Genomic DNA, 26,167 nt, shown 5'->3' on the forward strand with positions numbered 1-26,167 from the left:
ATCTCTTTATTTTGGGGTGTTTTTGGGGGGGGGGGGGGGGGGGGGGGGGGGGGGGGGGGGGCGGGGGGGGGGGGGGCCGGGGGGCCCCCCCCCCGCCACGGCGGTCAGCAGTTGCGGAGTTCGGGGGACTGGTTGAGCAGTTGGCCGCGGGTCGACACGAAGCGGCGGTAGCGCTCGCCGTCGACGGCCGATGGGCGGAACGCGGCGACGCGGTGGCAGTTCTGGAAGGCCAGGCGTACGCCGAAGTGTCGCTCCAGGCCACTGCGGATGGCGTCGCTGGCCAGTGCGCGGAGCAGTTGACCCCGGTCGGCGTCGGTGGGCGGCGGAACGACGTTGTCGGCCAGGTCGTCGTCGCCGGCCTCCAGTTCGGCGACCACCCGGCTGACGGTGGCCCAGGCGTACGGCAGCGAGTCACGGACGCAGGCGATGAACGCCTCGTCGTCGATAGGGCCGCGTTCGGCGGCGTCCAGCAGTGCGGGCGGGACAGTGAGCGACATGGTTCTCCTCCGTTACAGCTAATGATTACCGTTTTCAACAACGGCGCCGACTGAGCAGACCACGTCTCTCGCAGGACGTCAACGATGGCCCGGCGCGCCACGCCGCGACCCACCCCATGTCCTGGGACGAGCGGCGGCGTCAGGGCCGGCGGGGGTGGCCCTTGAGGTGCCGGCCCAGTTCGCGGGCGATCTCCCGGTTGGCGTCGCGCTCGGCCAGCGTCTGCCGCTTGTCGTAGGAGCGCTTGCCCTTGGCGAGGGCCAGTTCGACCTTGGCGAAGCCGTTCTCGAAGTACATCGACAGCGGAACGAGGGTCACCCCGCCCTCGCGGACCTTGTCCAGGATCCGGTCGATCTCGGCGCGGTGCAGCAGCAGCTTGCGGTTGCGGCGCGGGGCGTGGTTGGTCCACGTGCCGTAGGCGTACTCGGCGATGTGGAGGCCGTACAGCACGATCTCGCCGTCGCGCTCGTGCGCGAACGCGTCCACCAGCGAGGCCCGCCCCTCGCGTAGCGACTTGACCTCGGTGCCGACCAGCACGATGCCCGCCTCGTACGTGCGCAGCACGGTGTACTCGTGCCGGGCCTTCTTGTTGGAGGCGATCAACCGGCGGGTGGGTGGCTTGGACGGGGTCACCAGGCGACGATATCCGGCCGTCGGAGCAGTCGTACCGGCCGGCTCAGTCGGGTGCCGGGCGCGCGGGGCGTAGTCGCGCGGTGAGGTCCCGCACCGCGTCCCCGAACGCCTCCTGCGACTCGCACGGCCAGTGTCCGAGGATCGGTGGCGGAACGCTGTCGCTGGGTGCCGGCACCACGTCCTGCGGGTCGGTCAACCGCCGGTCCACCGTCGCCGGCGGACCGGTCAGCGTCTCGGCCTCCCCGGGACGGTGGGAGGCGAAGATCCATCCGCCGATCGGGTCGGTGTCGCGCCACAGGTTGATCCAGCGCCAGCCGACCCGTTCGCCGATCTCCCGCAGCGCCGGGTCGTCGGCGTACGCCGGGAAGAGCCGGGAGTAGAGCCGGCCCAGCGGTGATCCGTAGGTGAGCAGGGCGACCCGGTCGGTGATCCGGGTGGGCAGTTGCAGGACCGCGGCGGCGAGCAGTACCGAGCCGTGGCTGTGTCCGGCCAGCAGCACGCCCTGCCCCTGTTCCACCAGGTAGGTGATCCGCTTGGCCAACTCCGGCACGGCCCGCTCGGCGTAGCAGGGCGGCGCGAACGGGTGTGCCGCGCGGGGCCAGAAGGTGCCCAGATCCCAGAGCACCCCCACGTACCGACGGAACTGCGGTGTCCGGTACGCGAAGATGCCGCCCACCACCAGGCCGAGCAGGATCGCGGCGATCACGTAGCTACCGGACCCGATCAGGAAGTTGACCATGCCCTCGGGCACTCCGACGTAGCGCTGCGCCACGTCCCCGGGTAGGAGTTGGAGCAGGCCGAGCACGCTGGTGGCCAGGCCGAGCGCCGCCAGGCCGGCGTACACCACGGAGAGCGGCTCCAACCGTTCGGTGAAGCGGGCGCGGGCCACCGCCTGCTCGACCCGCCGCAGCCGGGCCGCCGCGTGCGGCGGCGCGTCCGGGAAGTCGGCGGCCACGATCGCCCGCGCGGCCCGCCGCCGCCCGCGCCGGGTCATCCTGGTGAGCAGGGCAGCCACCAGCAGGGCGGTCACCACGGCCAGGAAAAACCCGAAGATCGCCCATTTGTACGCCAGCGGAGGGCTGGTCTCCAGGCCGTCAGCGGTCGTCCCGTTGCGGTCGAGCAGGTCCGCCACCCGGTAGACCAGCTCGGCCGAGAACGCCACGGCGAGCCCGGCCGAGATCGTCATGAAGACCGGCGCTCCCAACGCGCGGATGGGTGACCCGCGCTGCCCGCCACCCCGCCGCCAGATCACCAGCACGGCGAGCGCGACCACCAGCACCGTCTGGCTGACGAACAGCCAGGCCACGATCGCGCCGTAACCGGGCAGCGCACCCCCTTGCGGCCACGGCGCCGGGCTTATGACGACGTGCACGATCACCAGCATCGTCACGCCGCAGGCGATGGTGCGCAGCCCGCGGAAGACCCCGTCCACCCGGGGTGACGGGTCGGTGCGGTCGATGCTCCGCACCACCGTGACCAGGACCAGGCAGCTCAGCAGGACCAACCCGGTGGCCGTCAGCAGGATCACCATCACCCACGAGCGGTGCTGGCTGGCTCGCGCGGCCAGCAGGCTGCCGCTCAGCGTGGCGAACGCCGCCGCGACGTGCACCGAGCGCAGTCGACCCACCAGCGGCTCACCGTCCCACTGGCCGACGGCGCTCAACTGGTGTTTCGACGTCGGAGTCGACGGCGTCCGGAACGCGTCGAACGAATGGCCCGGGCGAGCGCCTAACCACCAGAGGAGCCCGATGGCGGCGACCGGCACGAGCGCCAGCACACCCAGGCGCAGCCCGGTCGGACGCCCGCCGAGCCAGGACAGCCAGGTCCGACCGGCCAGGCACGACGGGGTGCCCATGCAGCGCCACGCGATCAGGTCAAGCGCCACCCCGACGATGGAGAGCACGTAGAGCATGGTGAGGGTGAGGGCGAGCACCCGGCACAGCGCCATGAAGCCGCGCTTCGAGACGGTGTTCGCCGGGCGCATCCACAGCGCCACGTTGCAGAGCATGAACGGCAGCAGGAAGACCAGCGACAGCGTCCGCACGGCCGTGCCGGACGGCAGGTCACTCCAGCGGTACGCCTCCAGCGTCACCCCGTCCGTCCCGGTGGAGTCCGGATAGCCGGGGCGCGGTCGGTAGAAACCTCCGCTGCGGTCCCCGGCGACCTGGTGCACGTACGGCCGGTCCAACACCTGGTCCGCGCCCGCGCCGGAGACACCGTGCACCCGCAGCTCCACGATCCCGCCCGCTGTCGGCGGTCCGGTCGGTGTCGCGTCGGCCATGGGCCCCCCGAGGTGTGCGCAGCAACCGGGCGGGTCGTCGATGTCCGGCCACCCGCGCGGCTCCCCGGCTTACCCGTCTGCGGGGCGGTCAACCGTGGGCCGGGCCTCGGCGATGGTGCGGTCGACCCTCGACAGGTGATTTCATGGCGCCATGGCGAACCCGGTGATCCTGACCGTCGACGACGACCCCGTGGTGTCCCGGGCGGTGGCCCGAGACATCCGGCGTCGCTACGGCGACCGTTACCGGGTGTTGCGGGCGTCCTCCGGGCCGGAGGCGCTGGACGCGCTGCGCGAGGTCAAACTGCGCGGCGAACAGGTGGCGCTGCTGCTGGCCGACCACCGGATGCCGGAGATGACCGGCGTCGAGTTCCTGGAAGCGGCGATGGACATCTTCCCGGCGGCCCGCCGGGTGCTGCTCACCGCGTACGCGGACACCGACGCCGCGATCGAGGCCATCAACGTGGTCGACCTGGACCACTACCTGCTCAAGCCCTGGCACCCGCCGGAGGAGAAGCTGTATCCGGTGGTTGACGGGCTGCTGGAGGCGTGGGCGGTCACTCCGGACGCGGCCAGCGCGGAGATCCGGGTCGTCGGTCACCGCTGGTCGGCGCCGTCGTTCAAGGTCCGCGACTTCCTGGCCCGCAACCTGGTGCCGTACCGGTGGCTGTTGTCCGACGATCCGGAGGGCGTCCGGTTGCTCGACGCGGCCGGGGCCACCGAGGCGGACGTGCCGCTGGTGGTGACGCCGGAGGGCAAGGCGTTGGTCGCCCCGAGCGAGGCCGAGTTGGCCGCGCTGGCCGGGTTGACCGTGGTGCCGGCGTGTGACTTCTACGACCTGGTGGTGATCGGCGGCGGCCCCGCCGGTCTCGGTTCCGCGGTGTACGGAGCGTCGGAGGGGCTGCGCACCGTGCTGGTGGAGCGACGGGCGACCGGCGGTCAGGCCGGGCAGAGCAGCCGCATCGAGAACTACCTGGGCTTCCCGGACGGTGTCTCCGGCGCGCAGTTGACCGATCGGGCCCGACGGCAGGCGGTCAAGTTCGGCGCCGAGCTGCTCAGCGCCCGGGAGGTGGTCGGTCTCAGCGAGGCCGGCGGTGCCCGACTGCTGCGTTTCGGCGACGGCACCGAGATCGCCGCGCACACAGTGGTGCTGGCCACCGGCGTGTCGTACCGGGTGCTCGACGCCCCTGGGCTGGCCGACTTCACCGGGCGGGGGGTGTTCTACGGCGCCGCCGCCACCGAGGCGCCGAGCTGCGTCGAGCAGGACGTCTACATCGTCGGCGGGGCCAACTCCGCCGGCCAGGCTGCCGTCCACTTCTCCCGGTACGCGTCGAGGGTGCACCTGCTCATCCGTGGTGCGGACCTGACCGCCTCGATGTCGCGTTACCTGATCGACCAGCTGGAACGGATCGACCGGATCACCGTGCACCCGTACACCGCAGTGGTCGGTGGGGCGGGGGAGGACCACCTGGAGCGGCTCACCCTGTGCGACACCCGCACCGGGGAGGCCCGCTCGGTCGACACCTCCTGGCTGTTCATCTTCATCGGCGCGGAGCCCCGCACCGACTGGCTGGACGGGGTACTGGTCCGCGACGGCCGTGGTTTCATCGTGACCGGTCCGGATCTGCTCGCCGGGGGGCGGCGGCCGGCCGGTTGGTCGTTGTCGCGCGACCCGTACCACCTGGAGACCAGCGTGCCGGGCGTGTTCGCCGCCGGGGACGTGCGGGCCGAGTCGGTCAAGCGGGTCGCTTCGGCCGTCGGCGAGGGCGCGATGGCGGTGTCGTTGGTGCACCGCTACCTGGAGGCCCAGTGAGCCGGCTTTTGCGAGCGAAGGAGTCCCTGTGACCATCGAGTCTGACCGGCTGACACCGGCGCAGTTGCGCACCCTGTTCCTGTTCGAGGCGCTCGACGAGGGGCGACTCGAGTGGCTGGCCGAACGCGGCCGGGTCGAGCAGCGTGCCGGCGGCACCCTCGTCTACGGCGAAGGCGAGCCCGCGACCTGCTTCTTCGTGCTGGTGCGCGGCGCGGTGGCGCTGAGCCGCCAGGTGCGCGGCGACGACGTCGAGGTCAGCCGCACCGACCAGCGCGGCGTGTACGGCGGGGCGGTCCAGGCTTACCTGGGTGACCAGGTCGACCAGATCTACCGCAACACGATGCGGGCGGTGGTCGACTCGGACTTCTTCGTGCTGCCGGCGGAGGACTTCGCGTACGCCCTGCGGTCCTGGTTCCCGATGCCCATGCACCTGTTGGAGGGGCTGTTCCTCGGCCTGCGGGACAGCCAGGCCATCGTCGGCGAACGGGAGCGGCTGTTGGCCCTCGGTTCGCTGTCGGCGGGGCTGACCCACGAGCTGAACAACCCGGCGGCGGCGGCGGTGCGGGCCACCTCTGTGCTGCGGGACCGGGTCGCCGGGATGCGGCACAAGCTCGCCATGGTCGCCGACGGCCGGCTCGACGGCAGGGCGCTGCACGGCCTCGTCGGGTTGCAGGAGGAGGCGGTTGCCCGGGTGGCCACCGCGCCGAAGCTGACCCCGATGGCCACGGCCGACGCCGAGGACACCCTCACCGACTGGCTGGAGGACCACGGCGTCGGCGGGGCCTGGGACCTGGCGCCGATCCTGGTCGGCGGTGGGCTCGACGCTGCCTGGTTGGCGCAGGTGAAGGCCGCGGTCGGTGCCGCGGACCTGGAGGCGGCGGTGCGCTGGCTCACCTACACGGTCGACACCGAGCTGCTGATGCGGGAGATCGGCGACGCTGTCACCCGGATCTCCGGGCTCGTGGACGCCGCCAAGCAGTATTCGCAGCTGGACCGCGCGCCGCACCGGGTGGTGGACGTGCACGACCTGCTCGACGCGACGCTGGTGATGTTCAAGGGCAAGATCCCCGCCGAGGTCAAACTGGCCCGCGAGTACGACCGGAACCTCCCACCGGTCCCGGCGTACGCGGCCGAGCTGAATCAGGTGTGGACCAACCTGATCGACAACGCGTTGGGCGCGATGGGGGACAAGGGTGTGCTGACCGTCCGCACCGGACGGATCGGTGACCAGTTGGCGGTGGAGATCACCGACACCGGGCCGGGCATCCCGCCAGAGGTGCGTCCGCGCATCTTTGAGCCGTTCTTCACCACCAAGCCGGTCGGCGCGGGCACCGGTCTGGGGCTGGACATCTCGTACCGGATCGTGGTGCACAAGCACCACGGCGACATCCGGGTGGAGACCGAGCCGGGCCGCACCACCTTCCGGGTCCTGCTGCCGATCACGGACGAGCCCCGCGACGCGCCGATTACCTAGAGACAGCAGGTGGTCGCGGGCAGTAGTCTCGGGCGGCGTTTGTGATCCCCGTCCGGAGGAGGGTCCGTGGAGTCGATGGCCCGCCAGCGCACCGCTGCTGAGGACGACGACCAGCCGATCGACCCGCCCGGCGACAGCTCAGTGCTGCCGGAGCTGGAGGATCGGGACTGGCTCCACCACGCGCAGGAGTTCGCACACACCAGCTTCTGGGCGGTGGCCCGGCGGCTGCCCCGGCTGGTCCGGGAAGCGGTCGGCCTGGCCTGGTCCACAAACCAGCGCGACACCGTCGCCTCCATCGGCCTGAACATCGCCGCCGGGGTGATGACCACGTTCGGCCTGCTCGCCACGACGAGCGTGCTGCGCGAGTTGTTCGCCGCCGGCCCCACCCCGGACCGGGTCCGCTCGGCCCTGCCGGCGCTGATCGTGGCCGCGGCGGCGGTGTCGGCGCGCGGCGGCCTGACCATCGCGGCCGGTTGGGCCCAGGCCCGGCTGACCCCCCAGATCAACTACCAGGTGGAGTTACGTCTGTTCGAGGCCACCACGGCGGTGGACCTGGCCGCGTTCGACGACGCCGGCTTCGCCGAGGAGATGGACCGCGCCCGCGACCGGGGGATGGGCGAGGCGGCGTGGATCGTCGACCACACCGTCAACCTGGTCACCGGCGTGGTCGGCATGCTCGCCACCGCCGTGGCGGTGACCGTCATCCAGCCGCTGCTGCTGCCCTGCCTGCTGCTCGCCGCGGTGCCCCAGGCGATCACGGCGGTGCGGATGGCCCGCCGGGAGTACCTGGCGATGCTGGCCCGGATCACCCGGCGCCGCCGGATGTGGATGCTCGCCCACCTGATGGCCAACCGGCACACGGCCGCCGAGGTGCGCGCCTACCAGATGCGCGACTTCCTGCTCGCCGAGTACCGCGGCGTGATGGCCGTCGAGACCCGTGCCCAGCTGCGGCTGGTCCGCTCGCAGACCGGCACCCGGGTGGTCGGTGCCACGGTGGCGGGGCTGGCCACGTTCGGCGTGTACGCGGTCCTCGGTGGTCTGCTGCTCAGTGGGATGGTCGCCCTCGCCGCCGCGGCCACCGCCCTGCTCGCGTTGCAGTCCGCGCGGACCAGCCTGGGCGTGGCGGTCGTCGCCACCAACTCACTGTACGAGGACGCCCTCTACTACCAGGACTACCAGGACTTCCTGGCCCGCGCCCGGGCCCGGGTGCCGGTCGGAGGCAGTCGGGTGGCCGACGGCGTGGACGTGATCGAAGTGGACGACGTGAGCCTGCGCTACCCCGACACCGACGCACCGGCGGTGGACCGGGTCAGCCTCACCGTCCGCCGGGGCGAGGTGATCGCGCTGGTCGGCGAGAACGGCTCGGGCAAGACCACCCTGGCCAAACTGATCGCTGGCCTCTACCAGCCGACCGGCGGGGTGATCCGCTGGGACGGCGTCGACGCCGCCGAGTTGGACCCGCGTGCCCTGGGCGCCCAGGTGGCCGTGATGACCCAGGAGTGGTGGAAGTTTCCGTTCACCGCTGGGCAGAACATCCGCGTCGGCCGGCACGACCGCCCGCCGGACCGGTCCGGTCCGAGTGTGCAGGAGGCGGCCCGCGCGGCCGCCGCACACGACATGATCGTTGGCCTGCCGCACGGCTACGACACGTTGCTCGACCGGGAGTTCAAGGACGGCCACGAGCTGTCCGGCGGGCAGTGGCAGCGGCTCGTCGCGGCTCGCGGCCTCTACCGGGACGCCGCCCTGCTGATCTGCGACGAACCCTCGGCCGCCCTGGACGCGCGTGCCGAACATGCCCTGTTCCAGCACCTGGGCCGTCGCCCCGACCGGGCGGTCGTGCTGATCACCCACCGGCTGGCGAACGTCCGGCACGCCGACCGGATCTTTGTGCTGGAACGGGGTCGACTCGTTCAGCACGGCAGTCACGATGAGCTCATGACCGCCGGTGGCCTCTACCGCGAGCTGTTCAACCTGCAGGCCAGCGGTTACCTGACCGGGGTCGACGGACGCCGTCCCGCCGACACCCGCTGACCAGACTGCGCGGAGCCCAGCCGTGCGGATCGGCCTGGCAGTCCCCGCGTCAGAGCACGCGGGCGACCCCGCAGTAGCCATCCACCACGGCCGCGGGCCTGCTGTCAGTCCGCCAGTGCCCCAGCGGCACGACACCCGGCTCGACGAGGTCGAGGCCGTCGAAGAACGCGGTGAAGTCCGCGACCGCACGCAGGTGGTACGGCAGAGCACCGCTTTCGTTGTACTGCCGATGCGACTCGATGACCCGCTCGCTGGTAGCCGTACCGTCGGACATCGCCAGAAAGCTGCCCGATGGTAGGGACGAGACCAGAGCGGTGACGATGGCCTGCGCCTCGGCCGGCTTCTCGACGTGGCCCATGACGCCCAGCATCATCAGTGCGATCGGCTCATTGAAGTCGAGTGTTTCGCGGGCGTCCTGGACGATCTTCTCCGGGTCGCGCAGATCGGCGTCGACATACTGGGTGGCACCCTCCTGGCTGCTGCTCAGCAACACCCGGGCGTGCGCGAGAACCATCGGGTCGTTGTCGACGTAGACGACGCGCGCCCGCGGCGTGATCCGTTGGGCGACCTCGTGGGTGTTGTCGGCAGTGGGCAGGCCCGTACCGACGTCGAGGAACTGGCCTACCCCCGCCTCCGCGGCGAGATAGGTCACCGCTCGTCTGAGAAACGCGCGCGAATACCGTGCCGCCTCGACGATTTCCGGGAAGACCGCCCGTACCTGTTCACCGACCTCGCGATCCGGGGCGAAGTTGTCCTTACCGCCGAGCCAGTAGTTCCACACCCGTGCCGAGTGGGGCGCTGTCGTGTCCAGCTTGGCGGCCGAACCTCCCACCGGCTGCTCAGCTCGATCCTGCGACATGGTCGTCTCCCCTCACCAGCCGTACGGCGTCGGGGCCGTAGCCTAGCGGCGCGGCGGCGCCCGCATGGTCCTGCGGATCGACGAAGCCCTTGTCCCCTGGCCGAGCGCGGGGTCAGGAGGTGGGTGTCAGGAACTCAGCCAGGATCCGCGTGTGGGTGGAGAACGCCAGCTCGACCGGGTCGGTGAGCACCAGCCACTCGGTCGCCTCCTCGGTCGGCGCCGACGGTGGCAGGTCCTCGGCCGCCCGCTCGGGCAGCACTCCGAAGACCATCATCGTGCCGCCCGTCGGTGAGCCGTGCACAGCGAACAGGCGGGCGTCCCCGGCCGCCGCGATCAGGCCGGTCTCCTCCCGAAGCTCCCGCACGAGCGCGTCGGACCACTCCTCGCCGTACTCGATGAAGCCGCCGGGCAGCGCGAGCAGGCCGCGGGCGGGTTCGATGTCCCGGCGGACCACCACCACTCCCAGGCCCTCGGCGGTGCGGACCGGCAGCACCGCTACCGCCACCGGCAGTGGGTTGCGCCAGACGGTCTCGCCGCAGGCCGCGCAGACTCGCGGCCATCCGACGGCCGGCGGGTAGGCGGCGCCGCAGTGGGAGCAGTGCGAGTACGGCGTGCCGGTCATGCCGCAGCACGTTACTCCGATCGCTGCTCAGGCTGCCGCGCCGCCGCCTCGCCGCGCGCTCAGGCTGCCGGTTCGCCCGTGTAGAAGGCGGTCGTGCGTTCGGCGGCGGCCTTCGCCTCGTCGGCGTCGGTGCCGGCGGCGATACTCGCTTCGCACCACAGTTGACTGCTCAGCTCCATGGCCCGTCGTCCCTCGGCGGAGGCGGTCCACTCGGCGCCCTGTTCCGGCGTGATCCCGCTGCCGTCGGCGGCCAGGTGCGAGGCGAGGCCGAGCAGCCCGAGGTCCCACCCGACACCGACCGCGCCCGGTCCGAACTGGGCCCACCGGTCCTGGTCGACGTGCGCGATGTGGTCCAGGTCGAGGCGGGCCCGCTCGTCGCCGACCGCTGTGACCCGCACCTCGATCCAGCTCACCTCGCCGCCCATCTCCCAGGTGGCGGTGAAGCGGTGCGGCGGCTCGCAGCTCTCGACGGTGCCGTGGGCGTTGCCCTGGAGCTGGTACGTGCCGCCGAGCCGCAGGTCGCCGGAGATCGGCAGGAACCAGCGCGGGATGCGCTCCGCGCTGGTGCAGGCGTCCCACAGATCCTCGGCCGTCGCCTGGTAGGTCTGGCTGATCGTGGTGACCCGCGCCTCGCCGGCTTCCAGGGTGCGGCTGCCGACCTTGCGCTGGGCGGCGTTGATCTGCTCGGTGGCGTCGAACATCAGGTGTTCCTCTCGTCGGGTGGGTCGGCGGGGCCGCGCAGCCGACGCTCGCGTCGGCCCCGGGCCAGCTCGGTGGCGAGTGCCGCCAGGGGCGGGGTCCAGAACCGGCGGAAGTGCTCCAGCCAGCCGTCGACCTCGCGCAGTGGGCGTGGGTCGACCGCGTAGAGCCGCCGGGTGCCCTCCGGCCGCACGGTGGCGAAGCCGCTGTCGCGTAACACCTTGAGGTGCTGGGACACGGCGGGCTGGGAGATGCCGAACTCCTCGCGGATGACAGTGCTGACCGCGCCGGCGGTCTGCTCGCCAGCGGCGAGCAGTTCCAGGATGCGGCGCCGGACCGGATCGCCCAGCACGTCGAAGGCGTGCACGACGACAGTTGTATCACTGACGGCTTATTTAAGCCAGGTCTGATACTCCGACGAGCTTGTCCAGCCGGATCGGCAGCTCCCGGATCCGTACGCCGGTCGCATGGTGCACGGCGTTGGCGACCGCCGCCGCGGCGCCCACGATGCCGATCTCGCCGATGCCCTTCACCCCGGCCGGGTTCAGCTCGTCGTCCCGCTCGTCCAGCCAGTACGCCTCGATCGACTCGACGTCGGCGCAGCCGGTGATGTGGTAGGTGGCCAGGTCGTGGTTGACCCAGTCGCCGTAGCGCTCGTCGAGCAGGCCCTCCTCGTGCAGCGCCATCGACAGCCCCATCGTCATGCCGCCGATGAGCTGACTGCGGGCCGTCGTCGGGTTCACCACCCGCCCCGCCGCGAACACCCCGAGCATCCGGTTCAGCCGTACCTCGCCGGTGTCCGCGTCGGCCCGCACCTCGACGAACTGCGCCCCGTAGGCGTACCGGGGGAGCGCGGGCTGCTCACCCACCTCCTCGGTGGTGTCCGCCTCGGCGGTCACCTCGTCGGTCGGCGGCCCGCCGTCGCGCAGCTTCTCGCGCAGCGCCTGGGCCGCGCGTATCACCGCCCAGCTCCAGCTGGCGGTCCCCATCGAGCCGCCGGCCAGCGGTGCCGTCGGCAGCGCGGTGTCCCCGATGCGGATCTCCACCCGTTCCGGCGGCACTGCGAGGGCGTCGGCGGCCACCTGCCAGATCGCCGTCCGGGCGCCGGTGCCGATGTCGGTGGCGTTGATCTGGACCAGGAAGCTCCCGTCGGGCCGAGCGGTGGCCGTCGCCGAGGAAGGCCGGGCCCGGGCCGGGTAGCTCGATCCGGCCACCCCCGTCCCGATCAGCCACCGCCCCTCGCGCCGGGACCGGGGCGACGGATCACGGCCGGCCCAGCCGAACCGCTCTGCACCCTCACGCAGGCAGGCCACCAGATTGCGACTGGTGAACGGGCGTCCCTGGTCGGGGTCGACAGCGGTGTCGTTGCGGATACGCAGCTCCACCGGGTCGATGCCGACCGCGATGGCCAGCTCGTCCACCGCGGACTCCAGGGCGTACGCGCCGGGGCACTCGCCCGGGGCGCGCATCCAGAACGGAGTGGGCACGTCGAGGCGGACCAGCCGGTGGGTGGTGCGGCGGTGCGGTGCGGCGTACATGCTGCGGGTGTAGACGGCGGTCTGCTCGGCGAACTCCCTGATCGTGGAGGTCTGGCTGATCGCGTCGTGGCAGATGGCGGTGAGTCGGCCGTCGGTGTCGGCGGCGAGGCGGACCCGCTGGATGGTGGGGGTGCGGTAGCCGAGCGGCCCGAACAGTTGCTGGCGGGTCAACGCCAGCTTGACCGGGCGGTCCACGTGCCGGGCGGCGAGGGCGGCCAGCACCACCGACGCCTTGGCGTATCCCTTGCTGCCGAAGCCGCCGCCGACGTGCTCGGCGACGACGCGGATCGACTCCGGCGGCAGCTCGAACAGCTCGGCGAGGGTGGCGCGTACCGGCGTCGCGCCCTGGGTGGAGTCGTGCACCAGGAGCCGCCCGTCGTGCCACTGCGCGATGGTGGCGTGCGGTTCCATCGGGTTGTTGTGGTACGCCGGCGTGCGGTAGGTGACGTCCACCCGCACCGGGGCGGCCGCGTACCCGGCGTCGAAGTCGCCCTCGGCGGTGTCCGTGGGATAGCTGGGGTTCACCTGGTCCGGCTTGTACAGGCCGGGATGGTCGTCGGTGAGCACGGTGCTGTGCGGGCCGGTGTCGTAGTCGATGCGGACCAGTCGGGCGCCCTCGCGGGCCGCCTCCAGGCTGGTGGCCACCACCACGGCGACGTACTGCCCCCGGTAGTGCACAGTCGGCTCCTGCAACAGCCGCAGCTCCGGCTGTGGGCCGGGCGCCATCCGGGGCGCGTTGCCGTGGTGCACCACGGCCAGCACGCCGGGCGAGGCCAACGCCTCCGTCGTGTCGATCCGGGTGATCCGGCCCCGCACCACTGTCGATGGCACCGCCCAGCCGTAGGTGACCCCGTCCACCGGGTACTCCACCGCGTAGCGGGCCGCGCCGGTGACCTTCGCCGGGCCCTCCAGCCGGGGGTACGCCCGGCCGACCGCCCCGGTGCTCACGACGACGCCAGTTCGGTGAGCGCCCGCACGGTGATGGCCCGGGTCAGCGGCAGCTTGAAGCCGTTGTGCCGTAGCGGACGCGCCTCGGCCAGCTCCGCGTCGGCGGCCCGTGCCGCCAACTCGGGGCTGAACGGGCGTCCGCGCAGCTCCTCCTCGGCCCGGTACGCCCGCCACGGCCGGTGCGCCACCGCCCCGTACGCCAGTCGCACGTCGCGGACCACGTCCCCGTCGAGGTCCAGCACCGCGGCCACCGAGCCGGCGGCGAAGGCGAACGAGGCCCGGTCGCGCACCTTGAGGTACGTCGAGCGGCGCGCGGCCGGTAGGGGCGGCAGTCGCACGGCGGTGATCAGCGCGCCCCGGGCCACAGTGGTCTCCCGTTCCGGGTGGCTGCCGGGGGAGCGGTAGAAGTCGGCGATCTGGATGTCACGGGGGCCGTCGGCCTCGTGCACCTCCACCACTGTGTCGAGGGCGGCCAACGCGACGGCCAGGTCGGACGGGTGGGTGGCCACGCACTGCTCCGACCAGTCCAACACCGCCAGGTCGCGGTTCTGGCCGTGCAGAGCGGCGCAACCGCTGCCCGGCTCCCGTTTGTTGCACGCCTTGCCGGTGTCCTGGAAGTAGACGCAGCGGGTGCGCTGCAACAGATTGCCGCCGGTGGTGGCCATGTTGCGCAGCTGTCCGGAGGCGGCGGCGAGCAGGGCGCGGGCCAGCACCGGGTAGTCGCGGCGTACCACCGGGTGGGCCGCGAGGTCGCTGTTACGGACCGTCGCGCCGATCCGCAGCCCACCGTCGGGCAGTTCCTCGACGGTGTCGAGTGGAAGCCGGGTCACGTCCACCAGCACGTCGGGGCGCTGCACCCCGAGCTTCATGAGGTCCACCAGGTTGGTTCCGCCGCCCAGGTAGGCGGCCTGTGGTTCGGCCGCCAGCACGGCGACAGCCTCGGCCACGTCGGCGGGCCGGTGGTAGCGGAACGCCTTCACGAGGACGCCGCCGTCTCGCGTACGGCCGCCACGATGTGCGGGTACGCGGCGCATCGGCACAGGTTGCCGGCCATCCGCTCGCGGATCTCCGCGTCGGTCAGCTCGGCGGGCGTGTTCAGGTCGCCGGTGACCGCGCTGGGCCAACCCCGGGAGACCTCGTCGAGCATGCCCCGCGCGGAGCAGAGCTGCCCGGGAGTGCAGTAGCCGCACTGGAAGGCGTCGTGCGCGACGAAGGCGGCCTGCAACGGGGACAACTCGTCCGGCCCGGCCAGCCCTTCGACGGTCACCACCGACCGGCCGTCCACCGTCACCGCGAAGACCAGGCAGCTCTTCACCCGCCGGCCGTCGAGCAGCACCGTGCAGGAGCCGCACTGGCCGTGGTCGCAGCCCTTCTTCGCCCCGGTCAGGTCGAGGTGCTCGCGCAGCGTGTCGAGCAGTGTGGTGCGGTTGTCCAGGGTCACCTCACGGGACGCGCCGTTGACCTCGACCGTCACCCGGGACGAGTGGCGCTCGTCGATCGTCGTCGCGTTCTCCGGTCCGCCCTGCACCGGCCCAGACTAGCTTTGTCGGTATATCTCGGGGCGAATAACGCAAAGCCCCTTCGTACGGGAGGTGACGACGGTGACCGCCGGACTGCTGCTCGCCGCTGGCGCCGGGCGGCGCTACGGCCGGCCGAAGGCGCTGGTCGAGCTGGACGGCGAGCCGCTGGTGCGGCGCGCGATCCGGCTGCTCGGCGATGGCGGCTGCGCACCCGTGCACGTGGTGCTCGGTGCGGGCGCCGATCAGGTGCCCGACCTGCCCGGCGCGGTGCCGGTCCGGCACGATCGCTGGGCGGACGGGCTGGGCTCGTCGCTGCTGCGAGGTCTGGCCTCGCTGCCGGCCGCCGTGCCGGCCGCCGTCGTGGTCCTCGTCGACCAGCCACTGCTCAGCCCGGTCGCGGTGCGCCGGGTGCGCGCGGCCTACAACGGCGGCGCCCTCGTCGCGGTCGCCACCTACGCCGGCCGACCCGGGCACCCGATCCTGCTGGGCCGGGAGACCTGGCCGCTGTTGAGCGGGTACGCCGTCGGCGACCGGGGAGCGCGCGACCTGCTGCGCGACCGGCCGGACCTGGTGGTGGAGGTGCCCTGTGACGACGTCGGCTCCCCGGCCGACGTGGACACCCCGGCCGACCTGCGCCGGATCTGATCGATGCAAACGGCCGCCCGGGGTCGAGACCCCGGGCGGCCGCTCGCACCGCCCCCGTTCAGGCCACCGGCGTCGCGGTTCCGGTGGTGCGGTCGAGCCGCTGGTGTGCGCGGATCACCTCGGCGTAGCGCAGACCGCTGGCCTTCACCGTCCGGCGCTGGGTGGCGTAGTCGACGTGCACCAGCCCGAAGCGCTTGTCGTAGCCGTACGCCCACTCGAAGTTGTCAAGCAGCGACCAGACGAAGTAGCCGTCCAGGGGGACCCCTCGGGCCACCGCCGACGCGCACGCGGCCAGGTGCTGCTCCAGGTGGTCGGTGCGTTCCTTGTCCTCGACAGTGCCGTCCGGGGTGACCTCGTCCGGCCACGCCGAGCCGCTCTCGGTGACGATGATCCGGCCCGGCTGGTACTCCTCGTGCACGTCGACGAGCAGCCGCTCCAGGCCCGCCGGGTACATCTCCCAGCCCATCGCGGTCTCCACCGAGCCGGGCACCGGCACCTGCTTCGCGAACGGCGCCGGACCTGTCGGATCGTCGACCACCAGCTGACGGAAGTAGTAGTTCACCCCGAGGAAGTCCGTCGGCGTGGCGATCACCGCCAGGTCGTCGCCGCGTACCGGCGGCTCGACCCCGTACGTGGCGATCATGTCGGCGGGGTAGCCGCGCCCGTGGATGGGGTCCAGCCACCACCTGTTGACGTGCCCGTCGGCCCGCCGGGCCGCCGCGACGTCCTCGGGTCGGTCGGTCGCCGCCTCGATCGGGCTGAGGTTGACAACCAGGCCCACCGAGGCCGGCCGGGCGGCGTTGGCGCGGATCGCCTGGGTGGCCAGGCCGTGCCCGAGCAGCACGTGGTGCGAGGCGTGCACGGCGCGGGTGAGGTCGCGCTCGCCGGGGGCCATGTTGCCCTCCAGGTGCCCGATCCAGCACACGCAGAGCGGCTCGTTGACGGTGCACCAGTCGGCCACCCGGTCACCGAGGCGGCCGGCGACCACCGCCGCGTAGTCGGCGAACGCCTCGGCGGTGGCCCGCTCCGGCCAGCCGCCGGAGTCCTGCAGAACCTGCGGCAGATCCCAGTGGTAGAGCGTGACGAACGGTCGGATCCCGTCGGTGAGCAGCGTGTCGACGAGCCGGTCGTAGAAGTCCAGCCCGGCGGCGTTGACCCGCCCGACGCCGTCGGGCATGACCCGGGGCCAGGCCACCGAGAAACGGTACGCGTCCACGCCGAGTCGGCGCAGCAGCGCCAGGTCCTCCGGCCACCGGTGGTAGTGGTCGCACGCCACCGCGCCGGTGTCGCCGTTGTCGACAGTGCCGGGGGTCGCCGAGAAGGTGTCCCAGATGGACGGTGCCCGGCCGTCGACGTCGACGGCCCCCTCGATCTGGTACGCCGCCGTGGCGACACCCCAGAGGAAGTCGGGTGGCAGCTTGGACAGGTCGGGCACGGGTCGGTTCTCCTCTGGGGTTGGATGACTCACTTGACCGCACCGGCGGTGAGGCCGGCGACGAAGTAGCGCTGCAGGGCCAGGAACCCGACGACGACCGGGATGCTGACCACCAGCGAGGCGGCCATGATCTGGTTCCAGTAGACGTTGAACTGGGTGGAGTAGCCCTGCAGGCCGACGGCCAGGGTGCGGCTGCCCTCGTCGGTCATCACCGAGGCGAAGAGCACCTCACCCCACGCGGTCATGAACGCGTACACGGTGACCGCGACCACGCCGGGCACGGCGGCCGGCAGGATGACCTGGAACAGGGTGCGCAGCGGACCGGCGCCGTCGACCTGCGCCGCCTCGTCCAGACCCCGGGGGATCGAGTCGAAGTAGCCGACCAGCATCCAGATCGAGAACGGCAACGAGAAGGTCAGGTACGTGATGACCAGGCCGGTGCGACTGGCGTACAGCTCGATGCCGGTGGCGTTGCCCAGGTTGACGTAGATGAGGAACAGCGGCAGCAGGAACAGGATGCCGGGGAACATCTGCGTGGACAGCACGGTCACCGAGAAGACACCGCGACCGCGGAACCGGTAGCGGCTCACCGCGAACGCGGCGAAGATGGCGATCGCCACCGAGCAGACCGCCGCGACGCTCGACACCACCAGGCTGTTCACCAGGTACCGGGCCAGCGGCACGGTGCTCCACATGTCGATGAACGGTTGCAGGGTGGGCCGGCTGGGCCACCAGGTGAAGCCGTTCTGCACGTCCTGCAACGGCTTCGCCGCCGAGGTGACCATCACGTAGAGCGGGATGACGACGAAGAGGGTGAGCAGGGTCAGCACGATGCGCCGGCCCCAGCGCTCGCCGGCGGTCTCACGCATGGTCGTCCCTCCGACGGTTGGTGATCAGCAGGTACGCGGCCGAGACGACCAGCAGGAACAGCAGCAGCGCCACCGACATCGCCGACCCGGAGCCGAAGTCCCAGGTCTTGAAGGAGCTGCGGTAGATGTGGATGGAGATCAGGTCGGCCTGCTCCGGCGCGGAGCCGCCGAACAGCACGAACGGGGTGTTGAAGTCGTTGAACGTCCACAGGAACAGCACAAGCAGCAGCACCAGGTTGACCGGCCGCAGCATCGGCAGGGTGACCGAGCGCAGTCGGCGCCAGAACCCGGCGCCGTCGATCGCGGCGGCCTCGTACAGCTCACCGGGCACGTTCTGCAACCCGGCCATCAGGCACAGGAACGCGAACGGCCAGTTACGCCAGACCGACACCACCAGCAGCGACCAGAAGCTGTTGTCGCCGATCAACCAGAACGGCCGTTCGTTCATCAGCCCGAGCTGGTCCACGAGCACGTGGTTGACCAGGCCGGTGTCGCGTTGCAGCAGGAAGCTCCAGGTGATCACGGCGGCGTAGACCGGCAGCGCGTACGGGGTGAGGAACAGCGCCCGCAGGATCGCGCGTCCACGGAACGGCCGTTGCAGGACGACCGCCGCCGAGATGCCGAGCAGCCAGGCGAACCCGACCGAGAGCAGGCTGTAGGCCAGGGTGACCCAGAACGAGTGCAGCAGTTCCTTGCCGGCGGCGCTGTTCAGGTCGAGCGTCGCCCGGTAGTTCTCCAGCCCGATGAAGGGCGCGGTGGACCAGTCGCGGATGTGGAACTGGGTCAGCTCCAGCAGGCTCATCCAGACCCCGACGACCATCGGGATCACGTGGATGGCGAGTTCCAGCACGACGGCCGGTGCGAGCAGCAGGTACGGCAGAAGTGAGCGGCGGGGGCCGCGGGGCCGGCGGGCCGGCTTCCGGGCCGGCGACCCGGCCCGGGGTTCGCGTCGGTCGGCGTCCGGCGCGGTGGTGCTGGTTGCCATCAGGGTCCTCTCGGAGGCGGTGGCCGTGGTCGGGTTCAGCACCCGACCACGGCCACCGGTCACGCCTCGGTCAGCGCATCTTCTGCTGCGCGTCGGTCAGCTTGGCCTTCACCGAAGCCTCGGTGACCGGCTTGCCGCTGGCCGCGTCGGCGAACAACTCCTTCATCGCGGTGCCGACCAGGGTCTCGAAGGTGCTCTCATCGGGCACCTGCGGCAGCGGGGCCGCGGTCGTGACCAGGGTCTCCTGGATGGTCTTCTGCTCCGTCGCGCTGAACGCCGGGTCGGAGGCCGCGGTCTTCACCGCCGGCAGCGAACCGTACGTCTTGTTGAGGAGCGTCTGCTCCTCGTCGCTGGTCATGAACTTGACGAAGCTCAGCGCGCCGTCCTTGTTCTTGGTGTGCTTGAAGACCGCCATGTTGATCCCGGCGACCATGCTGTTGACCTTCTTGCCGCCGGCCGGCGGGCTGGCCAGGAACGGCACCGGGGCCACCCCGTACGCGTCGGCGGGCATGTTCTGCGTCTTCAGGTTCGACCCGGCGGACTGCCACAGCAGCATGGCGGCCTTGCCGTTGGCGAAGTCGGAGACCGACTGGTTCTGCGCGTACTCGGCGTTGCTCGGGTTGGTGATCTTGTCGGCGGCCATGAAGTCGATGTACCGCTTGATCGCCGACACGTTCTGCGGGGTGTCGAAGGTCGGCTTGCCCGCCGAGTCGAACCACTCGCCGCCGTACTGCTGGCTGAAGGTGAACGCGTGGTGGGCGTTCTCCGACGGGTTGGCGCCCTCGATCGCCAGGCCCCACTTGCCGCCGGTGCTCAGCTTCTTGCCGTACTCGACGACCTGCTCCCAGGTGGTGGGCGGCGCGGTGATGCCGGCGTCGGCGAACGACTTCTTGTTGTAGTACAGGCTGTACGCCATGCTGTAGAGCGGCACGGCGGCCGGCGGCTTGCCCGGGGCGCCGGCGGCGGCGAGCGCGGCGGGCACGATGCGGTCCTTGCCGCCGACGGCCTGCAGGGCGGCGTCGTCGAACTCGACCAGCGCGCCGGTGGCCTGCAACGACGCCGACCAGGTGTTGCCGATGTTGACCACGTCCGGGCCCTTGCCGGAGGCGGCGGCGGCCAGCAGGCGGTTGAGCAGATCCGACCAGGGGACCACCTCGACGGTGACCTTGATCCCGGTCTGCTTCTCGAACTTGTCCAACTCCGGCTGGAGGATGGTCTTGTCGGCCTCCAGGCTGGCGCCCTGGTTGCTGGCCCAGTAGGTGAGCGTCTTGGGCGATGCGGCGGAGTCGTCGCCGGAGCCTCCGCAGGCGGTCAGCGATGCGGCCGCCAGTACGGCGGCGGTGAATATCCCGAGGTGTCGTCTCGACACGGGTCAGCCCTTCCGGTGCGTGGTGGGGGTCCGCCGGCCTTCGTCACCGATAGGGGTCGGGCGACGGGGGCCGGCTGCGGACAGGGTTCGGGGGTGCGCCGTCGGGGTCCGTCGGCGTTTCCCGGGAGTTACATCACGGCTTAATTTATGTCGTCATTAAAGTTGCTGGCAGGTGGGTCGTCAAGCACGAGGCGGTTACAGTCGCCTCGAACGGCCGACGGGAACGAGGTGACGAGTGGAGCTGGCGCGTGCCACCAACCGCAGCGTGCGGTTGCGCAACCGGTCCGCCCTGCTGACCAAGCTCTTCCTGGACGGCCTGCTCACCCGGCAGGACCTGGTGCGCAGCACCGGGCTGAGCCAGCCCGCGGTCAGCAACGTGGTGGCCGACATGATCGACGAAGGGCTGGTCGCCGAGGCCGGCGCCGCCGAGTCCGACGGCGGCCGGCCCAGCATGTTGCTGCGCATCGCGCCCCGCTTCGCCTTCGTGATCGGCGTGGACGTCGGCGAGACCCGGGTCCGGGTGGAGCTGTTCGACTTCGCGATGACCCTGCTGGCCAGCATCGAGTACCCGCTCGACCCGGCCCGTACCGAGCCCGACCTGGTGGCCGGGCACGTGCTGGCCGGCATCGACGCGGTCACCGGCCAGGCCGGGGTGACCCCCGGCGACGTGCTCGGCGTCGGCATCGGCGTCTCCGGCGTGGTCGAGCAGGGCGCCGAGGCCGTCGTGCACGCCCAGGCCCTCGGCTGGGACCGGGTGCCGCTGGAGCGGCTGATCGGCGCCGGCACCGACCTGCCGCTGCACATCGACAACGGCGCGAAGACCCTGGGCCAGGCCGAGATGTGGTTCGGTGCCGGCCGGGGCGCCCGGCACGCCGTCTTCGCGCTGGTCGGCTCCGGTGTCGGCGCGTCGGTGGTGACCAACGGCGCCACCTACCGGGGCGCGTCCAGCAGCGCGGGGGAGTGGGGGCACACCACCCTGGTGTACGGCGGACGGGTCTGCCGGTGCGGCGCGCGCGGTTGCCTGGAGGCGTACGTGGGGGCCGAGGCGATCATCGACCGCTACCGCGAGGCGCGCCGGGGCCGACAGGTGCCGGGCGAGGACGAGGAGTCTCAGATCGCCGCGCTGGTCGCCGCCGCCGAGACCTCGGCCACCGCCCGACGGGTCCTGGAGGACACCGCGGGTTACCTCGGTGCCGGGGTGGCGAACCTGATCAACCTGTTCAACCCGGAGCGCGTGGTGCTCGGCGGCTGGGCGGCGATGGCTCTCGGTGACCTGCTGCCGGCCGTGCGGGAGGCTGCCGGTCGGCAGGCGCTGCGCCAGCCGTACGAGCAGGCGTCGATCGAGCTGTGCCGGCTCGGGGTGGACGCGGTGGCGTTGGGCGCGGCAACCCTCCCGATCGCCCGCTTCCTCACCGAGGGTGGCGTCCGACGCTGACGGAGCACGACTCCGCAGGCCGACGGCAAATTACCCAAAAAGAATCCTCGGGATAAATAACGAAGTTATAGATCGATGTCTTGACGCCGCCGCAATCTCGCCGCAACACTCCTACGAGAGCGCTCTCCTCCCCGCGGCACCGCGTCGGCGGCACCATCCACGGCGTCACGGGCGAGTCCGATCCCATCCGTGCGGCAACCCGTAACCCCCTATCGACAGGCGATGTCATGACATCTCGTGCTACATCCGTACGCCCGCGTCCCCGGGTCGTGCGCCACCTGCTCGTCGGGCTCACCGTGGCCCTGGTCGCGGCGCTCACGCCGACCGGAGCCACCGCACCCGCGCAGGCCGCCCCCGTCCTGCTGTCCCAGGGCCGTACGGCCACCGCCTCGTCCACCGAGAACGGCGGAACCCCCGCCGCCGCCGCTGTCGACGGCAACACCGGCAGCCGTTGGTCCAGCGCGTTCAGCGACCCGCAGTGGCTCCAGGTCGACCTGGGCGCCCGCGCCACCATCACCCAGGTCAACCTGCTCTGGGAGGGCGCCTACGGCCGGGCCTTCCAGCTCCAGACCTCCGACAACGGGTCCACCTGGACCACGATCTACTCGACCACCACCGGCACCGGCGGCACCCAGAACCTCACCGTCTCCGGCGCCGGCCGCTACGTCCGCATGTACGGCACCGCCCGGGGCACCGGCTACGGCTACTCGCTCTGGGAGTTCCAGGTCTACGGCGAGACCGGCGGCGGCACCAACGAACCCCCGGTGACGCCCACCGACCCGTACAACCCGAACCTCGGCGCGAACACCTTCGTCTTCGACCCGAGCACCCCGACGTCGACCATCCAGAGCCGACTGAACACCCTCTTCACCCAGCAGGAGACCAACCAGTTCGGCCCGCAGCGCTACGCGGTGCTGTTCAAGCCCGGCACCTACACCGCCGACGTCAACCTCGGCTTCTTCACCCAGGTCGCCGGCCTCGGCATGAGCCCCGACGACGTCAACCTCAACGGCCACGTGCGTGCCGAGGCGTTCTGGTTCGGCGGCAACGCCACCCAGAACTTCTGGCGGGCCGCCGAGAATCTGTCGGTCACCCTGCCCGCCGGGCAGACCGTGGAGCGCTGGGCGGTGTCCCAGGCGGCGCCGTACCGGCGGATGCACCTGCGCGGCGCGCAGAACCAGATCCAACTCTGGAACGGCGGCGACGGCTGGTCCAGCGGCGGCCTGTTGGCCGACACCCGCATCGACGGCCTCGTCGTCTCCGGCTCGCAGCAGCAGTGGTACTCCCGCAACAGCGAGTTCGGCAACGGCTGGACCGGTTCGGTGTGGAACATGGTCTTCCAGGGCGTCAACGGCGCTCCCGCGCCGAGCTTCCCCAACCCGTCGCACACGGTGATCCCGCAGACCCCGCAGGTACGGGAAAAGCCGTTCCTGTACGTGACCGGAAGCGGTGAGTACCGGGTCTTCGTGCCCGCGCTGCGCACCAACTCCACCGGCACCAGCTGGTACAACAAGACCCCGGCCGGCTCGTCCCTGTCGCTGTCGCAGTTCTTCGTCGTCCAGCCCGGCACCAGCGCCGCCACCATCAACACCGCCCTCGCCCAGGGCAAGCACCTGCTCTTCACCCCGGGCGTGCACCGGATCACCGAGCCGATCCAGGTCAACCGGGCCGACACGGTGATCCTCGGCCTCGGCCTGGCCACCATCCAGGCCGACAACGGCACGGTGGGCATGCGGGTGGCCGATGTGGACGGCGTGAAGGTGGCCGGCATCATGTTCGAGGCAGGCACCACGAACTCGCCGGTGCTGATGGAGGTCGGGCCGTCCGGCTCGTCCGCGAGCCACGCCTCGAACCCGACCTCACTGCACGACGTGTTCTTCCGCATCGGCGGGCCGCACGTCGGCAGGGCCACCAACACGCTGACGGTCAACAGCGACAACGTGATCGGCGACCACATGTGGTTGTGGCGGGCCGACCACGCCGCCAGCGGCGTACCGACCGGGTGGACGCTGAACACCGCCGACACCGGGCTCACCGTCAACGGCGACAACGTCACCATGTACGGCCTCTTCGTCGAGCACTACCAGAAGTACCAGACCGTCTGGAACGGCAACGGCGGGCGGACGTACTTCTACCAGAACGAGCTGCCCTACGACGTGCCGAACCAGGCGGCCTGGATGAACGGGTCGACCCGGGGTTACGCCGCGTACAAGGTCGCCGATTCGGTGACCAGTCACCAGGCGTACGGGCTGGGTAGCTACAGCTACTTCAACGTCAACCCGGCGGTGGTCGAGGAACGGTCCTTCGAGGTGCCCACCAACCCGAACGTGCGCTTCACCAACATGGTGACCGTCTCGCTCGGTGGCGTCGGCACCATCAATCGGGTGATCAACAATGCCGGTGGCACCGCGAACACGGCCAACCAGACGGTGTACCTGACCACCTACCCCTGACCGGGGCGCCCGCGCCGGGCCGGTCCGCTGTGACCGGGTCGGCCGGGTGGCACCCAGGGCCGTGGCCGGCCCGGTCCCGCCGAGACCGGGCCGGCCGCGGTCGTGCCGCTCAGCCGGCCAGCACCTCGGCCGCCGCCCGTTCACCAGCGCGCACCGCGCCCTCCAGATAGCCACTCCAGCGGGTGGCCGTCTCGGTGCCCGCCCAGTACACCCGCCCCACCGGCGTCCGCAGGTGCGGGCCGTACGTCCGCCAGGTGCCCGGGGTGAGCGCACCGGAGAAGCAGCCCCTGGTCCACTCGTCGGCGGACCAGTCGTACTCGACCAGATCCACCGGGTCCTCCGCTCGTGGCCCGACCACGTTGGCGAACGCTTCCAGCAGGCATCGCCGACGCCCAGCGGGGGACATGCCGCGCAGCGTGGCGGCATCGGTGGAGTAGCTGAACCCGGTCAGCACCCCGATCGGCGAGGTCGGGGTGGAGTTGTCGACCGTCTCGGTGAGCGGACCGGCGCTGGTGGTGGCCACCCCGGAGCACCCGTCGGCACGCCAGAACGGCTCTGGGTAGACGGCATGCACCTTCAGCGCCGAACCCATCGGCATGCGCTGGGTGAGCCCGTCCCGCAGCGGGGGCAACGGCGGGTCGTACCGGATCCGGCCGGCCAGCGCCGGGGCCAGCGCGACCACCACGGCGTCGCCGTCGACGCGCCCGGTGTCGGTCCACGCCGTCGCGCCGTCGACTGTCTGTTCGATGGCCCGCACCGGCGCGGCCAGCGTGAGCGCGCCCGGTGGTAGAGCGGTGGCCATCCGTTCGGCCAGCGCCGGCGGCCCGCCCACGATCCGGTCCTGCTGTGCCCCGCCGGCCATCCCCAGCAACGGTCCGGTCCCGCCGGCACTGTGCAGGTAGAAGAGTAGGTGCAACAGGGACAGCTCGTCCGCGCCGGTGGCGAGCAGCCCGCCGGCGAGCACCCGCCCCAGGTAGTCGGCGGTCTCGTCGTCCCCGGCCGTGGCGGCGAGCCACCCGCCGAGGGTCGTCCGGTCCCACAGTGCGGCCTCCGGCGTCGCCCAGGGTTCGGCCGGGTCCAGTCGTGCGGCGTACTCGTCGAGCAGCCCCAGCACCTGGCCCACCCGCGCCGGCGGCTCGGCCCGGCGCGCACCGGCCCAGAGCACTGTGGGCGCGCCGGTCGATGCCGAGGCGAAGGTGGCCAGCCCGTGCTCGGCGACCAGCGCGTACATCCGGTCCTGGGTCGGACCGATCCACTGCGCGCCCAGGTCGAGTTGCGTGGGCTCGGGCAGCCACCGGGTCAGCACCCGACCCCCCACCCGGTCGCGGGCCTCCAACAATCGCACCTGGGCGCCGGCACGGGCGAGCGCCAGCGCGGCGGCGAGCCCGGAGAAGCCGGCGCCGACCACGACCACCCGCAAGCCGTCGGTCACACCGGGGTCTACCCAGAACCGTCGCAGGCATGGCTACCGGCCCCGGTCGCGGCACCGGCGGACCGTACCCCCGTCCCTCGTCCTTTGCTCTGCACCCGCCGACGCACCACCCGGGCCTGGGCGCCGTCGCCTCCGCGGGTGCAGAGCAAAGGGCAGGCCAACACCGGGGCCGGGTCGGCCGCGAAAACTTTCTGCCGGCCTGTCGATTCGGGCGGCGGCCGATCGTGTGGAGGATGAGAGGTCGGCGACGGGCCGACCGTCAGTGAGGAGGAACCATGGCGCGCTACCTGCTCAGCATCCACCAGCCGCAGGGTGAGCTGCTGCCGGAGCCGGAGTTCCTGGCCGGGGTGATGCGTCAGCTCGGCGAACTGCGCGACGAGTTGGCGTCCACCGGTTCGTGGGTCTTCGGGCAGGGCCTGCACGGCCCGGAGACCGCCACCGTGCTGCGGCCCCGCGACGGCGAGGTGCTCATCACCGACGGACCGTTCGTGGAGGGCAAGGAGTACCTGGGCGGCATCACCATCATCGACGTGCCGGACCTGGACGCCGCCCTGCACTGGGGTCGCCGCTACGCGCTGGCCACCACCCTGCCGATCGAGGTACGCCCCTTCCACGGCGGGGCCGGCGACTGACA

22 protein-coding genes are annotated in these 26,167 nt (G+C 71.6%); 7 read left to right on the plus strand and 15 right to left on the minus strand.

All coding sequences use genetic code 11. The features are described from left to right. Positions 1-104 precede the first annotated feature (104 nt). The 3 genes from ABZU43_RS16330 to ABZU43_RS16340 all read right to left on the minus strand — a co-directional run bounded on the left by ABZU43_RS16330 (position 105) and on the right by ABZU43_RS16340 (position 3,409). Positions 105-497 carry an SCO5389 family protein gene (locus ABZU43_RS16330; protein ID WP_355007333.1) on the minus strand — a complete coding sequence of 131 codons (393 nt, stop codon included), beginning with the start codon at positions 495-497 and terminating at the stop codon, positions 105-107. A 139-nt stretch (positions 498-636) separates the two neighbouring features. Then, positions 637-1,128, minus strand: coding sequence for an SsrA-binding protein SmpB (smpB, locus tag ABZU43_RS16335; RefSeq protein ID WP_355007334.1), 492 nt, complete (start codon positions 1,126-1,128; stop codon positions 637-639). A gap of 43 nt (positions 1,129-1,171) precedes the next feature. Continuing rightward, on the minus strand, positions 1,172-3,409 hold the full coding sequence (locus ABZU43_RS16340) for a hypothetical protein (RefSeq protein ID WP_355007335.1): 2,238 nt from the start codon (positions 3,407-3,409) through the stop codon (positions 1,172-1,174). A gap of 151 nt (positions 3,410-3,560) precedes the next feature. On the opposite strand from ABZU43_RS16340, the gene ABZU43_RS16345 reads away from it, so the two are divergent. From ABZU43_RS16345 to ABZU43_RS16355, 3 genes are all read left to right on the plus strand, one after another. Next, a complete protein-coding gene (locus tag ABZU43_RS16345) occupies positions 3,561-5,219 on the plus strand; it encodes an FAD-dependent oxidoreductase (RefSeq protein ID WP_355007336.1) in 1,659 nt (552 codons plus the stop codon). Between the two features lie 28 nt (positions 5,220-5,247). Next, on the plus strand, positions 5,248-6,693 hold the full coding sequence (locus ABZU43_RS16350; RefSeq protein ID WP_355007337.1) for an ATP-binding protein: 1,446 nt from the start codon (positions 5,248-5,250) through the stop codon (positions 6,691-6,693). 75 nt (positions 6,694-6,768) lie between these two features. Further along, complete coding sequence (locus ABZU43_RS16355; protein ID WP_355007576.1) at positions 6,769-8,724, plus strand: ABC transporter ATP-binding protein; 1,956 nt, start codon at positions 6,769-6,771, stop codon at positions 8,722-8,724. 49 nt (positions 8,725-8,773) lie between these two features. Here the strand turns inward: ABZU43_RS16355 and ABZU43_RS16360 are convergent, their stop codons facing one another. The 7 genes from ABZU43_RS16360 to ABZU43_RS16390 form a co-directional block, all read right to left on the minus strand. Continuing rightward, positions 8,774-9,583, minus strand: a complete 810-nt coding sequence (locus ABZU43_RS16360) for an SAM-dependent methyltransferase (RefSeq protein WP_355007338.1) — start codon at positions 9,581-9,583, stop codon at positions 8,774-8,776. Positions 9,584-9,695: 112 nt separating this feature from the next. Continuing rightward, positions 9,696-10,205, minus strand: coding sequence for an NUDIX domain-containing protein (locus ABZU43_RS16365; RefSeq protein WP_355007339.1), 510 nt, complete (start codon positions 10,203-10,205; stop codon positions 9,696-9,698). A 59-nt stretch (positions 10,206-10,264) separates the two neighbouring features. Continuing rightward, positions 10,265-10,906 carry an SRPBCC family protein gene (locus ABZU43_RS16370; RefSeq protein WP_355007340.1) on the minus strand — a complete coding sequence of 214 codons (642 nt, stop codon included), beginning with the start codon at positions 10,904-10,906 and terminating at the stop codon, positions 10,265-10,267. Beyond that, positions 10,906-11,271, minus strand: a complete 366-nt coding sequence (locus ABZU43_RS16375) for a metalloregulator ArsR/SmtB family transcription factor (RefSeq protein WP_355007341.1) — start codon at positions 11,269-11,271, stop codon at positions 10,906-10,908. The genes ABZU43_RS16370 and ABZU43_RS16375 overlap by 1 nt, the downstream gene beginning before the upstream one ends. Before the next feature lie 28 nt (positions 11,272-11,299). Continuing rightward, positions 11,300-13,390, minus strand: a complete 2,091-nt coding sequence (locus tag ABZU43_RS16380) for a xanthine dehydrogenase family protein molybdopterin-binding subunit (RefSeq protein WP_355007342.1) — start codon at positions 13,388-13,390, stop codon at positions 11,300-11,302. Continuing rightward, positions 13,387-14,424 (minus strand): xanthine dehydrogenase family protein subunit M, encoded by a 1,038-nt coding sequence (locus tag ABZU43_RS16385; protein WP_355007343.1) that lies wholly within the window; start codon positions 14,422-14,424, stop codon positions 13,387-13,389. Before ABZU43_RS16385 ends, ABZU43_RS16380 begins: the two co-directional genes overlap by 4 nt. Then, positions 14,367-14,864 (minus strand): 2Fe-2S iron-sulfur cluster-binding protein, encoded by a 498-nt coding sequence (locus tag ABZU43_RS16390; RefSeq protein ID WP_355007577.1) that lies wholly within the window; start codon positions 14,862-14,864, stop codon positions 14,367-14,369. Before ABZU43_RS16390 ends, ABZU43_RS16385 begins: the two co-directional genes overlap by 58 nt. Before the next feature lie 127 nt (positions 14,865-14,991). Here ABZU43_RS16390 and ABZU43_RS16395 point away from each other — a divergent pair, with 127 nt between their 5' ends. Continuing rightward, positions 14,992-15,555, plus strand: coding sequence for a nucleotidyltransferase family protein (locus ABZU43_RS16395; protein ID WP_355007344.1), 564 nt, complete (start codon positions 14,992-14,994; stop codon positions 15,553-15,555). 58 nt (positions 15,556-15,613) lie between these two features. Here the strand turns inward: ABZU43_RS16395 and ABZU43_RS16400 are convergent, their stop codons facing one another. From ABZU43_RS16400 to ABZU43_RS16415, 4 genes are all read right to left on the minus strand, one after another. Continuing rightward, on the minus strand, positions 15,614-16,990 hold the full coding sequence (locus tag ABZU43_RS16400) for a GH1 family beta-glucosidase (RefSeq protein ID WP_355007345.1): 1,377 nt from the start codon (positions 16,988-16,990) through the stop codon (positions 15,614-15,616). Positions 16,991-17,019: 29 nt separating this feature from the next. Next, the gene (locus tag ABZU43_RS16405) at positions 17,020-17,859 is read right to left on the minus strand and encodes a carbohydrate ABC transporter permease (protein WP_355007346.1); all 840 of its coding nucleotides are present in this window, start codon (positions 17,857-17,859) and stop codon (positions 17,020-17,022) included. After that, positions 17,852-18,844 carry a sugar ABC transporter permease gene (locus ABZU43_RS16410; RefSeq protein WP_355007347.1) on the minus strand — a complete coding sequence of 331 codons (993 nt, stop codon included), beginning with the start codon at positions 18,842-18,844 and terminating at the stop codon, positions 17,852-17,854. The genes ABZU43_RS16405 and ABZU43_RS16410 overlap by 8 nt, the downstream gene beginning before the upstream one ends. Positions 18,845-18,914: 70 nt before the next feature. Then, positions 18,915-20,213, minus strand: a complete 1,299-nt coding sequence (locus ABZU43_RS16415; RefSeq protein WP_355007348.1) for a sugar ABC transporter substrate-binding protein — start codon at positions 20,211-20,213, stop codon at positions 18,915-18,917. A 235-nt stretch (positions 20,214-20,448) separates the two neighbouring features. Here ABZU43_RS16415 and ABZU43_RS16420 point away from each other — a divergent pair, with 235 nt between their 5' ends. Together ABZU43_RS16420 and ABZU43_RS16425 are read left to right on the plus strand one after the other, a co-directional pair. Continuing rightward, positions 20,449-21,648: an ROK family transcriptional regulator gene (locus ABZU43_RS16420; RefSeq protein ID WP_355007349.1), complete on the plus strand. Its 1,200-nt coding sequence runs from the start codon at positions 20,449-20,451 to the stop codon at positions 21,646-21,648. 227 nt (positions 21,649-21,875) lie between these two features. Then, positions 21,876-24,101, plus strand: a complete 2,226-nt coding sequence (locus ABZU43_RS16425; RefSeq protein WP_355007350.1) for a discoidin domain-containing protein — start codon at positions 21,876-21,878, stop codon at positions 24,099-24,101. Between the two features lie 109 nt (positions 24,102-24,210). Here the strand turns inward: ABZU43_RS16425 and ABZU43_RS16430 are convergent, their stop codons facing one another. Beyond that, complete coding sequence (locus ABZU43_RS16430; RefSeq protein ID WP_355007351.1) at positions 24,211-25,533, minus strand: FAD-dependent oxidoreductase; 1,323 nt, start codon at positions 25,531-25,533, stop codon at positions 24,211-24,213. 275 nt (positions 25,534-25,808) lie between these two features. Here ABZU43_RS16430 and ABZU43_RS16435 point away from each other — a divergent pair, with 275 nt between their 5' ends. Continuing rightward, entirely contained in the window at positions 25,809-26,165 is a 357-nt protein-coding gene (locus tag ABZU43_RS16435) for a YciI family protein (RefSeq protein WP_355007352.1), read from the plus strand. Positions 26,166-26,167: the final 2 nt, after the last annotated feature.

It is taken from the genome of Micromonospora sp. NPDC005205 (assembly GCF_040608275.1).
Classification (GTDB): Bacteria; Actinomycetota; Actinomycetes; order Mycobacteriales; family Micromonosporaceae; genus Micromonospora.